This is a genomic window from Flavobacterium sp. HJSW_4 (assembly GCF_042436695.1).
In the GTDB taxonomy this organism is placed as follows: domain Bacteria; phylum Bacteroidota; class Bacteroidia; order Flavobacteriales; family Flavobacteriaceae; genus Flavobacterium.
In genome coordinates, this window is sequence record NZ_JBHNPP010000055.1 from 1 (window position 1) to 14,794 (window position 14,794).

General features: G+C 34.9%; 11 protein-coding genes. 6 read left to right on the forward strand and 5 right to left on the reverse strand.

Translation table 11 applies throughout. From position 1 onward, the window contains the following. Window positions 1-39 precede the first annotated feature (39 nt). The 5 genes from ACE01P_RS23675 to hpt all read right to left on the reverse strand — a co-directional run bounded on the left by ACE01P_RS23675 (window position 40) and on the right by hpt (window position 6,209). The gene (locus tag ACE01P_RS23675; protein WP_379701528.1) at window positions 40-2,184 is read right to left on the reverse strand and encodes a S46 family peptidase; all 2,145 of its coding nucleotides are present in this window, start codon (window positions 2,182-2,184) and stop codon (window positions 40-42) included. Between the two features lie 226 nt (window positions 2,185-2,410). Continuing rightward, entirely contained in the window at window positions 2,411-3,412 is a 1,002-nt protein-coding gene (obgE, locus tag ACE01P_RS23680) for a GTPase ObgE (RefSeq protein WP_379701529.1), read from the reverse strand. Between the two features lie 149 nt (window positions 3,413-3,561). Continuing rightward, the gene (locus ACE01P_RS23685; RefSeq protein WP_379701530.1) at window positions 3,562-4,836 is read right to left on the reverse strand and encodes a hemolysin family protein; all 1,275 of its coding nucleotides are present in this window, start codon (window positions 4,834-4,836) and stop codon (window positions 3,562-3,564) included. Window positions 4,837-5,037: 201 nt separating this feature from the next. Beyond that, complete coding sequence (locus ACE01P_RS23690; RefSeq protein WP_057114947.1) at window positions 5,038-5,610, reverse strand: adenylate kinase; 573 nt, start codon at window positions 5,608-5,610, stop codon at window positions 5,038-5,040. A 68-nt stretch (window positions 5,611-5,678) separates the two neighbouring features. Next, complete coding sequence (hpt, locus tag ACE01P_RS23695) at window positions 5,679-6,209, reverse strand: hypoxanthine phosphoribosyltransferase (protein ID WP_379701531.1); 531 nt, start codon at window positions 6,207-6,209, stop codon at window positions 5,679-5,681. 186 nt (window positions 6,210-6,395) lie between these two features. Here hpt and ACE01P_RS23700 point away from each other — a divergent pair, with 186 nt between their 5' ends. The 6 genes from ACE01P_RS23700 (at window position 6,396) to ACE01P_RS23725 (ending at window position 14,637) form a co-directional block, all read left to right on the forward strand. Then, the gene (locus tag ACE01P_RS23700; RefSeq protein ID WP_379701532.1) at window positions 6,396-7,670 is read left to right on the forward strand and encodes a PQQ-dependent sugar dehydrogenase; all 1,275 of its coding nucleotides are present in this window, start codon (window positions 6,396-6,398) and stop codon (window positions 7,668-7,670) included. 226 nt (window positions 7,671-7,896) lie between these two features. Beyond that, window positions 7,897-9,999, forward strand: a complete 2,103-nt coding sequence (locus ACE01P_RS23705) for a TonB-dependent receptor (RefSeq protein ID WP_379701533.1) — start codon at window positions 7,897-7,899, stop codon at window positions 9,997-9,999. Between the two features lie 22 nt (window positions 10,000-10,021). After that, the gene (locus ACE01P_RS23710; RefSeq protein ID WP_379701534.1) at window positions 10,022-10,573 is read left to right on the forward strand and encodes a hypothetical protein; all 552 of its coding nucleotides are present in this window, start codon (window positions 10,022-10,024) and stop codon (window positions 10,571-10,573) included. 154 nt (window positions 10,574-10,727) lie between these two features. Next, on the forward strand, window positions 10,728-11,882 hold the full coding sequence (locus ACE01P_RS23715; RefSeq protein WP_379701535.1) for a 5-(carboxyamino)imidazole ribonucleotide synthase: 1,155 nt from the start codon (window positions 10,728-10,730) through the stop codon (window positions 11,880-11,882). Between the two features lie 108 nt (window positions 11,883-11,990). Then, the gene (gene purE / locus ACE01P_RS23720; protein ID WP_379701536.1) at window positions 11,991-12,473 is read left to right on the forward strand and encodes a 5-(carboxyamino)imidazole ribonucleotide mutase; all 483 of its coding nucleotides are present in this window, start codon (window positions 11,991-11,993) and stop codon (window positions 12,471-12,473) included. A gap of 136 nt (window positions 12,474-12,609) precedes the next feature. Continuing rightward, on the forward strand, window positions 12,610-14,637 hold the full coding sequence (locus ACE01P_RS23725; protein ID WP_379701537.1) for a M3 family metallopeptidase: 2,028 nt from the start codon (window positions 12,610-12,612) through the stop codon (window positions 14,635-14,637). Window positions 14,638-14,794: the final 157 nt, after the last annotated feature.

Below are 14,794 nucleotides of genomic sequence, written 5' to 3' on the forward strand. Positions count from 1 at the left end.
CTTAAAACTGTCGGGCTTAATTTTATAAAGAAATTAAGATTATTTAGTAATCGTCAATTCGTCAATGATGTTTTTTGCACCAGCGTATTTGTCGATAATCCAAAGTACATAACGAATATCTACGTTAATAGTTCTTTGTAATTTAGAATCGAAAATTACGTCTCCAGCCATAGCTTCGATGTTTCCGTCAAAAGCGATTCCGATTAATTCTCCTTTTCCGTTAAGAACTGGTGAACCAGAGTTTCCTCCTGTAATATCGTTGTCAGTTAAGAAGTTTACTGGCATGTATCCTGCTTTGTCAGCATATTGTCCGTAATCTTTTTTCTTGTTTAATTCTAATAAACGAGCTGGCAAGTCAAATTCCTGATCTCCTGCTTTGTATTTTTTAACCATACTTTCCATTGTAGTATAGTTGTTGATTTTAGCATCGTTGCGAGGATCTGCAGGTAAAGCGCGAACTTTTCCGTAAGTTAACCTCAACGTTGAGTTTGCATCTGGATATTTAATTGCGTTCAATTTAGACTCTCTTAAACCTTCTACCAATTTACGGTAAGCAGTTGCAAATCCGTCATCAGCTTTTGCTTGATCATCTGTTTTAGAACGGTATTTTGTCAATAAATCATTAGAAATAATATACAACGGATCGTGTACAATTGCTAATGGTTTTGGATCAGCTAAAAATGCTAATACTTTTTCTTTATTTGTAAAATAACTAATCTCTGTTGCTTTTGCTACATCTGTAGTAAAGTCTCCATTATTAGCTGTTTTCATTTTTGCAATTTCTGGAGCAATTCCGTACTCAGCAGCTTTAGAAGCGTATAAATTCAATTGCGCAACTAAAATATCTTTTTCTAAAGGAGCATAAAAATTACCATAAATGCTTTCAACCATTGCATTGATTTTAGGAAGCATTTCTGCTTTTTTAGCATCATTTTCTTTGTAGTAAGCAATTAATGCATTTCCTAAATTAGCTGGTCCTGTTGCATAACTAGAAGTACGTAAAAGCTGAGTCAAATAATTATCGTGAAGCGCTTTTAAGTTTGTTTCTCTGTAATAATCGTTGATAGTCGGAATTACATTCTCGTACTTTTCTTTGTTTGCAGGTTTACTTGCCCACTCATAGAATTTATCTTCTTGCTCTGCTTTAGTATCAACTGTTCCAGCTTTTGTTAAAGCATCGATCATACCTTGACGGTTTTTCCAGTAATTTGCAGTTGAAGCATATTTAGAAGCGTAATTTAAACGAACCGTTGCGTCTTGATCCATATACTTTTTCATTACGTCCATTCCAGTTTTTGCACCTTCAACCCAAGCAGGATAAGCATATTTAATATTTTGCTCAATTCCACCAGCTGGCATCCAACGATTTGTTCTTCCTGGGTAACCTAAGATCATTGCAAAATCATTTTCTTTTACCCCTTTTAAACTTACAGGTAAATGGTGTTTTGGCTGCAATGGCACATTATCTTTAGAATAAGCTGCTGGATTTCCATCTTTATCAGCATAAACTCTAAACATAGAGAAATCTCCCGTTTGACGAGGCCATTCCCAGTTGTCTGTATCTCCACCAAATTTACCAACGCTTTCAGGAGGAGTTCCAACTAAACGAACGTCTGTATAATCTTGGTAAACAAAATAGTAGTATTCATTTCCTTGAAAGAAAGGACGAACAGAAACTGTATATTTTCCGTTTTCGCTATTTTCTTTTTCAATTAAAGCGATTTCTTGCTGAATGATAGTGTTTCTTTCCGTTTCTGTCATAGTATCGTTTACTTTTGACAAGATTCTTTTTGAAACGTCATCCATACGAACGAAGAAACGAACGTATAAAGATTTTGGTTTTAGTTCTTCTGAACGGTTTTTTGCCCAAAAACCATTTTTCAAATGATTTTGTTCTGCAGTCGAAAGTTCTGCAATCGCACTATAACCACAATGGTGATTAGTAAGAACCAAACCGCTGTTTGAAACGATTTCTGCAGTACAACCTCCGTTAAACTGTACAATCGCATCTTTTAAACTATGATTGTTAATGCTGTAAATTTCCTCGGCTGTCAATTGCAAGCCCATTTTTTGCATATCCCTGTGATTTAATCTTTCGATAAACATCAGGAACCACATTCCTTCATCGGCTCTCATTGGGAAAGCCACGAGGCACATGGTAAAGAATAAAATTACTTTTTTCATGTTATTTTGTTTAAGTGATGCGAATATAAGCCATTTTGTCAATTATTCCATCTAAAACGATTCTAAAATTAAATATGACTGTAGGTTTTTAGCCGTTTATTACGAATTTAACATTCTTTTAAACAAAAAAAGGCGTTCTAAAAATAGAACACCTTTTTAAAAAGTTATCAAGATACTAAGTCGCTAAGATTTTAAGCTTTCTTCTTTGAACCTAAAACTCAGAATTTTATTCATTAAGCATTTTCCAAAGTCTGTCTTTTAAATCTGTCAAACCTTGTTGCGCAACAGATGAAATAAACATATAAGGAACACCTTTGAAAGAAACATCTAATTCTGCTTTCAATTCTGCTTTCAATTCATCATCCAGCATATCGCATTTTGAAATAACAACAAGACGTTCTTTATCCAACATTTCTGGATTGTACTTCGTTAATTCGTTAACCAAAATATCGTATTCTGCTTTAATATCTGCCGTATCAACAGGAATTAAAAACAACAAAGTTGAGTTACGTTCGATATGACGCAAAAAGTAATGTCCAAGACCTTTACCTTCTGCAGCGCCCTCAATAATTCCAGGAATATCAGCAATTACGAAAGATTGGAAATCTCTGTAAGCCACAATTCCTAAATTTGGTTTTAAAGTTGTAAACGGATAATCTGCAATTTTTGGTTTTGCTGAAGTCAATACAGATAATAAAGTAGATTTTCCTGCATTCGGAAAACCAACCAATCCAACATCAGCCAGAACTTTAAGTTCTAGAATCACATCCATTTCTATACCAAGCAAACCTGGTTGCGCATAACGAGGCGTTTGGTTTGTAGAACTTCTAAAATGCCAGTTTCCTAAACCTCCTTTACCTCCTCTTGCAAGAATTTGCTTTTCTCCGTGTTCTGTAATTTCAAAAAGTGTTTCACCAGTTTCTTTGTCTTTTACAACAGTTCCTAATGGCACTTCAATGATTTTATCTTCTCCATCTGCTCCTGTACTACGGTCTCCTCCACCGTCTCCACCGTGTCCAGCTTTAATGTGACGCGCAAACTTTAAGTGAAATAATGTCCAGAGTCCTTTATTTCCAACTAAATACACATGTCCACCACGGCCACCATCTCCACCGTCTGGACCACCTTTTTCAATAAATTTCTCTCTATGTAAATGCGTAGAACCTTTTCCTCCTTTTCCGGAAGAAACATATATCTTAACGTAATCTACAAAATTTCCTTCTGTCATTTTTCTAAGTATTCAGTCGCAGTCTCAGTTTTCAGCACCAAATATGATCGAAAACTTTAACTGAAAACTATAATTTATCTTTTATTCAACCTCAGCCTAAATTTCCAGTGCAAACTGCGACTGTAAACTGTGACTGTAAACTTTATTTTTTATTCTTTCAATGCTTTCACAAGCACTTTATCAATCTTAACTCCGTCCATGTCGACAACTTCTAGAACGAATTTCTGCCAAACTAATTTTTCACCTTCTTTTGGAATATGAGAAAGCTCAGTCATAATCATTCCGCTTACGGTGTTTACTTCGTAATCGTTTGTTAATTCGTCCAATTCGAAATACGTTAAGAAATCGTGTAACGAATAATGTCCGTCAACCAACCATGAACCATCTTCTCTTTCTATAAGTTGAAATTCGTCTTTATAGAATTCTGCAGCATCTCCAACTAAAGCTTCTAAAATATCGTTCAAAGTAATTAAACCTTGAAAAACACCATATTCATCTGAAACTAAAGCATAATGAACACCCGTTTTTTTGAAATTTTCTAAAGCTTTATAGGCCGTAGTCTGTTCCATCAAATAAGGCGCATCAGACAATATTGAGTTCAAATCAAAATTATCTTTTTCAATATGTGCGAAGATATTTTTCAGTGTTACCACTCCAACAATATCATCGTAATTATCATTGTAAACAGGATAAACCGCATGCAGATCTTGAACAACCAATTCTTTGATTTTTTCTCTATCTGCTTTTAATGGCAACATGTCAACCGACTTGCGGTGCGTCATTAAAGAATTTACTTTTCTGTCTCCGATATGGAAAACACGCTCCACAATATCTTGTTCAATTTCTTGAACTTCTCCTACTTCTGTTCCTTCTTTAATAATGGCTTTGATTTCTTCTTCGGTAACTTTTCCGTCAGCAGTTGGTTTTATTTGAAAAACATTCAATAAAAAATCTGTTGATGAAGTTAGCAACCAAATAAAAGGAGCCGTAATAATCGAAATCACTTTCATTGGCATTGCAACCATTTTTGCAATTGCCTCTGGATAATTTAATCCGATTCGTTTTGGAAGCAACTCTCCTAAAACCAATGAGAAAAAAGTTAAAACTACAACTACAATTCCCACCGCGATAGAATGTGCGTAAGGTTTAAGTGCTGCAAATCCTGCGACAAAAAGTTCTACATCGGCAGTGATTTTGTCACCAGAATAAATACCCGTCAAAATTCCGATTAAGGTAATTCCGATTTGTACTGTAGATAAAAACTTATTTGGGGAATTGGCTAGATCGAGTGCTGTTTTAGCACTTTTATTGCCTTTTTTCGCTGCTGTTTCCAACCTGTTTTTACGGGCCGAAATCAAAGCGATTTCAGACATGGAGAAAACTCCGTTTAATAGAATTAGAAAAAATATAATTAGTATTTCCAATTGATAGTGGATTCGTTATAAAATGGTCTCGTTAATAGTAATTCGCAATCTTGATTTTTTAGCCCAGATGGAAGTGAAAAGCCCGGAGCTAAAAAAACTAATTTTTCCTGCCAGAAAACAGCGACCAACGGAAGCTCGTTTTATGGTTTGGAAAAATAGTTTTTTTAGCGAGGACTTGTAACGTACAGCTGGAATAAGCTTCTACAAATTATCTATAACTGACGTTAATCGTTCTGTAATTTGTTCAATAGTTCCGATACCGTCTACAGCATGAAACTTGTTTTGTTCTTTATAATATCCAATAAGAGGAGCTGTTTTCTCATTGTATTCTTGATATCTCACCCGAATTTTTTCTTCGTCTTGATCATCAGCTCTTCCGCTTGTTTTACCTCTTTCTAATAAACGCGCTACCAAAATTTCGTCATCTGCTTCTAAAGCGATTGTTGCTGTTACGCTAGATCCGATTGTTGGTAAAAATTTATCTAAAGCTTCAGCTTGATTGATTGTTCTTGGGTAACCGTCGAACAAAAATCCTGCTGTATCTGGGTGTTTTTTTACCTCATCAATTAACATTGCAGTTGTTACTTCGCATGGAACTAATTCTCCATTGTCCATAAAAACTCTTGCTTTTTTTCCTAGTTCAGTATCATTTTTTAAATTGAAACGAAAAATATCTCCTGTTGAAAGGTGTGTTAAATTGTATTTTTCTTTTAAAAATTCTGCCTGAGTTCCTTTTCCTGCACCAGGCTTTCCAAATAAAACGATGTTAATCATAATTGAAATGAGTGTTGTTACTTCTTATTTTTTTAGAAGTCTTTAAATGAATATATAGTTGTGTTTTGTTATTCTGCTAATTTGTAAATTTCAGTCAGGTTTCTTCCTAAACCGTCATAGTCTAAACCGTAACCGACAATAAATTTGTTCGGAATACGAATTCCGACGTAATCAATTTTAATGTCTTTTTTATACGCTTCTGGTTTAAAGAACAATGTTGCAATTTTAAAATGCTTTACATTTTGCGCTTTAAACAAGTGCTTCAATTCTTCGATCGTATTTCCTGTATCGATGATATCTTCAATTATTATAACCGTTCTTCCAGATAAATCTTGATTGATTCCGATTAATTCTTTAACCGAATCTGTACTTTCTGTTCCTTCATACGAAGCCATTTTGATAAACGAAACCTCGCATGGTTTTTTATATTTTTTCAGAAAATCTGATACCACCATAAAAGCGCCATTCAAAACTCCAATAAAAATTGGTGTATCATCTCCAAAATCGTCTTCTACTTGAGCTACTAATTTGGTTAAAGCAAAATCAATTTCTTTAGCCGAAATAAACGGAACAAATTGTTTATCGTGAAGTTGTATCATTATTTTTCTTTTTAAAATAATGGACAAAGATAAAGAATTAGAACTTAACAGCTTCTATCAAAATAAACTGTATCAAGATATTTTTTAGGAATGTTAAATATCAGTTAATGTTTACAAATTATTTTTTAAGGATGTCTGAAATTTCCGTAAATTGTTGTTATATAATTATTTAACTCCAAAAAATCAATGAAAAAATCCCTACCTCTATTTGCCATACCCTTATTAGCCTTAATGACTGCCTGCAATGGACAAGTAAAAAAAGAAGAAAAAGAAGCTTTGGCCAAACAGCCGGGCAATGTTGTAAAAACTGCCATTGGAGACATTACACTTCCTCCGCCCTATGCAACCGAATCTAAAACCAACAACAGCAAAGTGATTGGCTGGCCTGCCGGAAGAACGCCGAAAGCTCCTGAAGGTTTTACTGTAACAAAATTTGCCGACGGATTTGAAAATCCGCGTTGGACTTATATTGCGACAAATCAAGATATTTTTGTTGTGGAAAGTGGCACTCGCACGAGCAAAAACCAAATTACCGTTTTACGAGATAAAGATAAAGATGGAAAATTTGAAACCAGAGAAGTTTTTATTTCCGGACTGAACAAACCCTTCGGAATGCTGGTTCTAAAAGACTTTTTCTACATTGCCAATACCGACGGATTATACCGTTATCCTTATAAAAACAATCCGCTGAAATTGGAAACTAAAGGAGAAAAAATCCTTGAACTTCCTGCGGGCGGTTACAACAATCACTGGACAAGAAATTTATTGCAAAGTCCAGACGGAAGCAAAATTTACGTTTCTGTAGGTTCTGGAAGTAATAATGGCGAAAACGGAATGGATAAAGAAGTTCGCCGTGCTGCAATTTTAGAAATTAATCCTGATGGAACTGGAGAAAAAATCTACGCTTCGGGATTAAGAAATCCTGTTGGAATGGATTGGAATCCTGCAAACAAAGAATTGTGGACTGCCGTAAATGAACGCGATGAATTGGGAGATGATTTAGTTCCCGATTACATTACAAGTGTAAAAAGAGACGGTTTCTACGGATGGCCATATTCGTATTTTGGAAGTATTCCCGATCCAAGGATGAAAGGTGAAAGAAAAGATTTAGTTGACAAAACGATTGTTCCTGATGTTCCGGTCGGCTCTCACACTGCTTCTTTGGGATTGGCTTTTTATACAAAAGATGCTTTTCCAGCAAAATATAAAAACGGTGCTTTTGTAGGTCAGCATGGTTCTTGGAACCGTTCTAAAATTTCGGGTTATAAAGTGCTTTTTGTTCCTTTTAAAGACGGAAAACCTTCAGGAAAACCAGAAGATTTTCTAACTGGTTTTATCTCTGATCAAAATAAAGCCGAAGTTTATGGGCGTCCAGTTGCTGTTACAGTAATGAACGACGGGTCACTTTTAGTAAATGATGACAGCAGTAATACGATTTGGAAGGTTACTGCGAATAAATAAGTTTTAAATTCCAATTTCTATCCTGAGGCTTCGGGACCAAATTCCAACCTAGATTGGAATCAATTATAAAAGAAAATTTAAACACATAGAAACGTAGTCCCGTCCCGAAATTTCGGGATCGGGATTGTTTAAAAAGAAGTTACTATTAAATTTGAAACGCCTTTTTTGCCTCAATTAATGCTATGTTTCTATGTGTTAAAATTATTTACGCCCTTAATTTCATTTTATGATTTCTAAAAAATATTTTCTTCTTCTTTCTACTCTTTTTATTTTTCAAAATATCATCTCGCAACAAAAAGAAGTCCAAAATATTGATTCGGTTAAAACGCAAAAACTGAATGAAGTTTTAATAAGTCCACTTCACATTAATCGGGATTTGCAAAATAGTCCCGCTTCGATTGGCATTTTATCCGAAAAAGAATTACTTCGAAATAATACCACAGACATCAGCAATGTCATCAATACGATTCCCAGCGTTTTTATGCAATCGTCTAATATTACTACAACCCGAATTTCGATTCGCGGAATTGGCGCGAGAACTCCATACGGAACCAATAAAATCCGAGCTTTTTATGGAAGCATTCCACTTACTTCTGGAAACAGCGAAACGGTAATTGACGATATTGATCTTCAAAACATCAATCAAATTGAAATTATAAAAGGACCGCTTTCGAGTGTTTACGGCGCTGGTTTGGGTGGAGCAATTTTACTTTCTCCTCAAACTTTAAAAAAAGATAATTATCAAGCTGAAGTCAGTTCTATTTTTGGATCTTACGGATTATTGAAAAACAGAATAAGTTTCGATTTGAATGAAAAAAGTTCATCTTTAAATCTGACTTATCATAATTTAAAAACAGACGGTTGGCGCGAAAACAGCGCTTACAATCGCGAAGGAATTACGCTTGGCGGGGAATTATTTAGAAAGAAAAACAGCAAACTGACTTATTTCTCAAATTACACTTATTTGAAAGCTTACATTCCGAGTTCGATCAACAAAACAACTTTCGAAAATAATCCACAAGCAGGCGCGCCGACTTGGGTTGCTTCACAAGGTTTTAAGGAATACAAATCGACTTTGGGTGGATTGGCTTATGATTTTAAAATTAATGATTATTTGAATAATTCAACTTCGGTTTTCATTAATTATAAAGACAGCAACGAACCGCGTCCTTTTGATATTTTGCGTCAATATACTTTTGCTTCGGGCGCAAGAACACAGTTTTCGGGAGATTTTAAAATCGGGAAAATTAACAATCACTTTATTGGCGGAATCGAATATTTCGCAGATAATTATAGCGGAAATACTTTTCAGAATCTATATCTCCAAAATAACGGAAACGGAAGTTTACAAGGAAATCAGCTAACAGCAACGAATCAGAAAAGACATTTTTACAATATTTTTTCGCAAATCAGAACATTACTTTCTGACCGATTTGAGATTCAGGCTGGTTTAAATTATAACAAAACCAAATTCGAACTTCAGAATGATTTTCCCGCTGCCGCGAATAATCCGACGGAACATTATAGTTATGATGGTATTTTTTCACCTCAACTTTCTTTTTTATTCAAACCGAATGAAATTCAAACTTTCTACTTTTCCGCAAGCCGAGGATTTTCTCTTCCTGCAACCGAAGAAACTTTAACGAGCACAGGAAATATCAATCAGAACATAAAGCCAGAAACGGGTTATAATTTTGAATTGGGAAGCAAACTGCATCTTTTTAGCAAAAAATTATATACTGAAATTGCGGTTTATCGAATGGAAATTAAAGATTTATTGGTTGCCAAAAGAATTGGAGACGATCAATACGAAGGTGTAAATGCTGGAAAAACGCTTCATGAAGGAATCGAAATTACATTAAAACACAATTGGACAATTAATAGAATTTTTAATTTGAATTCTTATGTCGGAACTTCTATCGGAAATTATGAATTCAAAGAATTTGTAGATAACGGAAATGATTATTCTGGAAATAAATTAACTGGAGTTCCTGCAAATACGACAAGCGCAGGTTTTAATTTCAATACCAATTCAGGATTTTATTTTTCAGCCGATTTTCAGTTCACAGACAAAATTCCGATGAACGACTCAAACGCCAATTTTTCAGATTCTTACTCTTTACTGAATTTAAAAACAGGTTATCAATTTCAAATTTTATCGAATTTAAAAGCACATTTAGACGCAGGAATCAACAATGTCACCAACGAAAAATATGCTTCGATGATTTTGACCAATGCAACAGGAGTTGGAAATGCGCAACCAAGATTTTATTATCCAGGATTACCTATAAATTATTACGGAATTATCTCATTAAATTACTTATTTTAGCAAAGTACTAAACTCCAAAACAATGCCGTCTGAATTGCAAAAAAAGCTAGATTACGTAAATGCATATAGGGAAAACCGTCTAAAAGCGGCACAAGATGTTCTAGAAAATCCATCGCTTTTTAGCGAATTAGTTTCAATCTGTTTTACACCTTCAGACAAAAACAATCATAAAGCCTGTTGGATTTTAGAATTTGTTTCTTACGAAGAATTGCTTTGGCTACAGCCCCATCTTGATTTTTTCTGTTCGAATTTGAAAGTTTTAAAAGATGAAAGTTCGCTTCGCCCAATTGCAAAAGTGACACAGCTTCTCGTAAAATCGCATTATAAGAAAAACGAAAACTGCATTAAACTCTCCGAAGAAAATCTTCAAGATTGTATCGAAGCAAGTTTTGATTGGTTAATTAATGATGTAAAAGTCGCCACAAAAGCCTATTCTATCAGAACATTATATGTCTTAGGAAATCATTACGATTGGATTCACCCCGAATTAAAAGTAATAATCGATAAAGATTTCGGGGATCATTCAGCCGCGTACAAAGCCGTCGCAAAAGAAGTTTTGAAGAAAATAAAATAGTTTTTGAGTTGCCACGAATTACACTAATTTTCACTAATTATAATTGACAATAAAAAATTCGAGCAATTCGTGTAATTCGTGGCAAAAAACTAGTACGCAATGAATTTTGGCTGAAAAAAGATTAAAAAGTATCTTTGCAAAAACACAACACAAAATGAATTATTTTTCTTCTGATTTTAAATTAGGAATATTAGGTGGCGGACAATTAGGCAAAATGCTTTTGTTTGACACTAGAAAATTTGATATACAAACTTACGTTCTAGATCCAAGCGACGAAGCGCCTAGTAAAATTGCCTGCAACAAATTCTTTCAAGGCGATTTAATGGATTATGATACGGTTTACAACTTCGGGAAACAAGTCGATGTTTTAACTTTCGAAATCGAATTGGTAAACCTTGAAGCTTTGACGCAATTAGAAAACGAAGGTTTAAAAGTATATCCATCTCCAAAAACCTTAAAAGGAATTCAGAATAAAGGTGTTCAAAAAGATTTTTACGCTGCAAATAACATTCCAACTGCACCGTATAAAAGATTCGAAAATTTAGAAAATCTAAAATCAGCTGTCACATCGAGCGAAGTCGAGATGCCTTTTGTTTGGAAATGCACTGAATTTGGTTACGATGGAAATGGCGTAAAAATAGTTCGCCAAGTTTCAGATTTAGATACGCTCCCAAATGTGGAATGTATTGCAGAAACTATGGTTCCGTTTAAAAACGAATTGGCTGTAATTGTGGTAAGAAATCCATCTGGAGAAATTAAAACCTATCCGGTTGTCGAAATGGAATTTCATCCAGAAGCCAACCAAGTGGAATACGTAATCTGCCCAGCAAGAATCGATGATAAAGTTGCAGAAAAAGCCAGAGCAATTGCTTTGGAAGTTTCTAAAAACTTCAATCATGTTGGACTTCTGGCAGTTGAAATGTTCCAGACGAAAGACGACGAGATTTTGGTAAACGAAGTGGCTCCACGTCCGCACAACTCTGGTCATTATTCTATTGAAGCGAGTTATACTTCACAATTCGAAAATCATTTGCGCGCTATTTTAGATCTTCCGTTAGGAAACACTGATAGCAAAGTTGCCGGAATTATGGTAAATTTAGTCGGTGCCGAAGGTTATTCTGGAAACGTTGTTTATGAAAACATTGAAACTATTTTAGGATGGAATGGTGTTACGCCACATATTTACGGTAAAAAACAAACCCGTCCTTTCAGAAAAATGGGTCACGTTACTATCGTAAATGAAAATATGGCAGAAGCTAGAAGAATTGCTGAGGAAGTTAAGAATACTATTCGAGTGATTAGCGCTTAAGCTAGTTTTCAGTCGCAGTCACAGTTTACAGTTAACAACTAAATATATTTTTAAGTCTCAGTAACAACTTGAAACCTGAAACTTAAAACTTGAAACAAAAATAAAAACATGAGCAAAGTAGCTATTATAATGGGAAGCATCTCAGACATGCCAGTTATGCAGGATGCAATCGACATATTAAAACAATTCAATGTTGAAGTTGAAGTAGATATTGTTTCGGCGCACAGAACGCCAGAGAAATTATTCGATTTTAGCAAAAATGCACACAATCGCGGAATTTCGGTAATTATTGCTGGAGCTGGCGGTGCAGCGCATTTACCAGGAATGGTGGCTTCAATGTCTCCGCTTCCTGTAATTGGAGTTCCAGTAAAATCAAGCAACTCAATTGATGGTTGGGATTCTGTTTTATCTATTCTACAAATGCCGGGCGGAGTTCCTGTTGCAACAGTAGCTTTAAACGGAGCAAAAAACGCTGGGATTTTAGCAGCACAAATCATCGGAAGCCATGACAAAAAAGTTTTGGATACGATTATTGCTTATAAAGAAGAATTGAAAGCTGCGGTTAATAAAGCGGCTGAAAGTTTAAAATAAGTTTTCAGTCGCAGTCTCAGTTTTCAGTTTCTATTGAGACCGAAAACCGAGACTGCGACTGCGACTGAATACTTAAAAATAATTCTCGATTCTCGATTCATACTGAAAACCGAGACTGAGACTGAAAACTAAAAAAATGAGCGTATTAACACAATATTTCAATACCAAACATAACACCGCGCCTTTTTCGCAAATTAAAATCGAAGATTACGTTCCTGCTTTTCAAGAAGGAATTGCTTTGGCTAAAGCTGAAATTGATGCGATTGTAAATAATCCAGACGCGCCGACTTTTGAAAACACAATTGTAGCAATGGATTTTTCTGGCGATATTTTAGATCGTCTTTCTAGTGTTTTCTTCAATTTAAATTCGGCTGAAACGAATGACGAAATGCAGAAAATTGCTCAGGAAGTTTCGCCTTGGCTTTCAGAATTCGGAAATGACATTCGTTTGAATGCGGAATTGTTTGCGCGCGTAAAAGCCGTTTATAATCAAAAAGAAAGTTTGAACCTCAACCCGGAACAAACGACTTTATTAGATAAAAAATACAAAAGCTTTTCTAGAAACGGAGCAAATTTGCCAGAAGAGAAGAAAAATCAGTTAAGAGAAATTGACAAAGAATTATCGAAATTGAGTTTACAATTTGGCGAAAATGTTTTGGCAGAAACCAACAACTTCGAATTGCATTTAACGGATGAAAAAGATTTGTCAGGTTTGCCAGAAGGCACAATCGAAGCAGCTAGATTATTAGCCAAAAATCAAGAAAAAGAAGGTTGGATTTTCACTTTAGATCATCCAAGCTACGTTCCGTTTTTGACTTATGCTGATAATCGCGAATTGCGTAAAAAAATGGCAATTGCTTTTGGAGCAAAAGGTTTTCAAAACAACGAATTTGACAATCAGGAAAATGTTCTAAAGATTGCAAAACTTCGTCACGATAGAGCCAATTTATTAGGTTATAAAACGCACGCTCATTTTGTTTTGGAAGAAAGAATGGCTGAAAGTCCAGAAAAAGTATTTTCTTTCCTGAATGATTTATTAGCAAAAGCAAAACCTGCCGCTCAAAAAGAGTTTGCTGAATTAACCGCTTTCGCTAAAGAACTAGACGGAATAGAACAACTAGAAAAATGGGACGGCGCTTATTATTCTGAAAAATTAAAACAACAGCTTTTTAATTTAGATGATGAAAAACTAAAACCTTATTTCCAATTAGAAAAAGTTTTAGACGGTGCTTTTACTGTTGCTAAAAAACTTTACGGTTTAACGTTTACCGAAGTTTTTGATATCGATAAATATCACGAAGAAGTAACAACTTATGAAGTTCGTGATGCTAAAAATGATTTAGTTTCGATCTTCTACGCTGATTTCTTCCCGAGAAAAGGAAAAAGAAACGGCGCTTGGATGACTTCTTTCAAATCGCAATATGTAAAAGATGGCGTAAACGAAAGACCACATATTTCAAACGTTTGTAACTTTACAAAACCAACCGAAACAAAACCTTCGTTATTGACTTTTAATGAAGTAACAACTTTATTCCACGAATTCGGTCACGGATTACACGGAATGTTGGCTGACACGGTTTATCCAAGTTTATCTGGAACTTCTGTTTATTGGGATTTCGTAGAACTTCCAAGTCAGATTATGGAGAATTGGTGTTACGAACCAGAAGCTTTGGCTTTATTTGCGAATCACTACGAAACGGGAGAAATTATTCCGATTGAGTATGTTCAGAAAATCAAAGAAAGTGCAAGTTTCCAGGAAGGTTTGGCAACATTACGTCAATTAAGTTTCGGATTGTTAGATATGGCTTGGCACGGACAAGATCCAACTAACATTACAGATCTTAAAACTTTCGAAACGGAACAATTTGCTAACACACAACTGTATCCGGACGTAAAAGAAAATGCGATGAGCACAGCTTTTTCACATATTTTCCAAGGCGGATATTCTTCTGGATATTACAGCTACAAATGGGCTGAAGTTTTAGATGCTGATGCTTTTGAATATTTCCATGAAAATGGCATTTTCAATGAAGAAATCGCTAAAAAATTCAAAGACAACGTACTTTCTAAAGGAGGAACAGAACACCCAATGACTTTATACAAACGTTTCAGAGGTCAAGAACCAAAACCTGAAGCATTGTTGAAAAGAGCGGGATTATTATAAAGATTCTAAGCTTCTAAGTTGCTAAGCATCTTAGGGATTTTAATAAAAAAACCGAAGCAAAAAATGCTTCGGTTTTTTTATTTGATTTTGTCTAGCTATCTTAGCATTTTTTGAATCTTAATCTTACAAAAATACATTTTGAAAAAATATTTTAAAA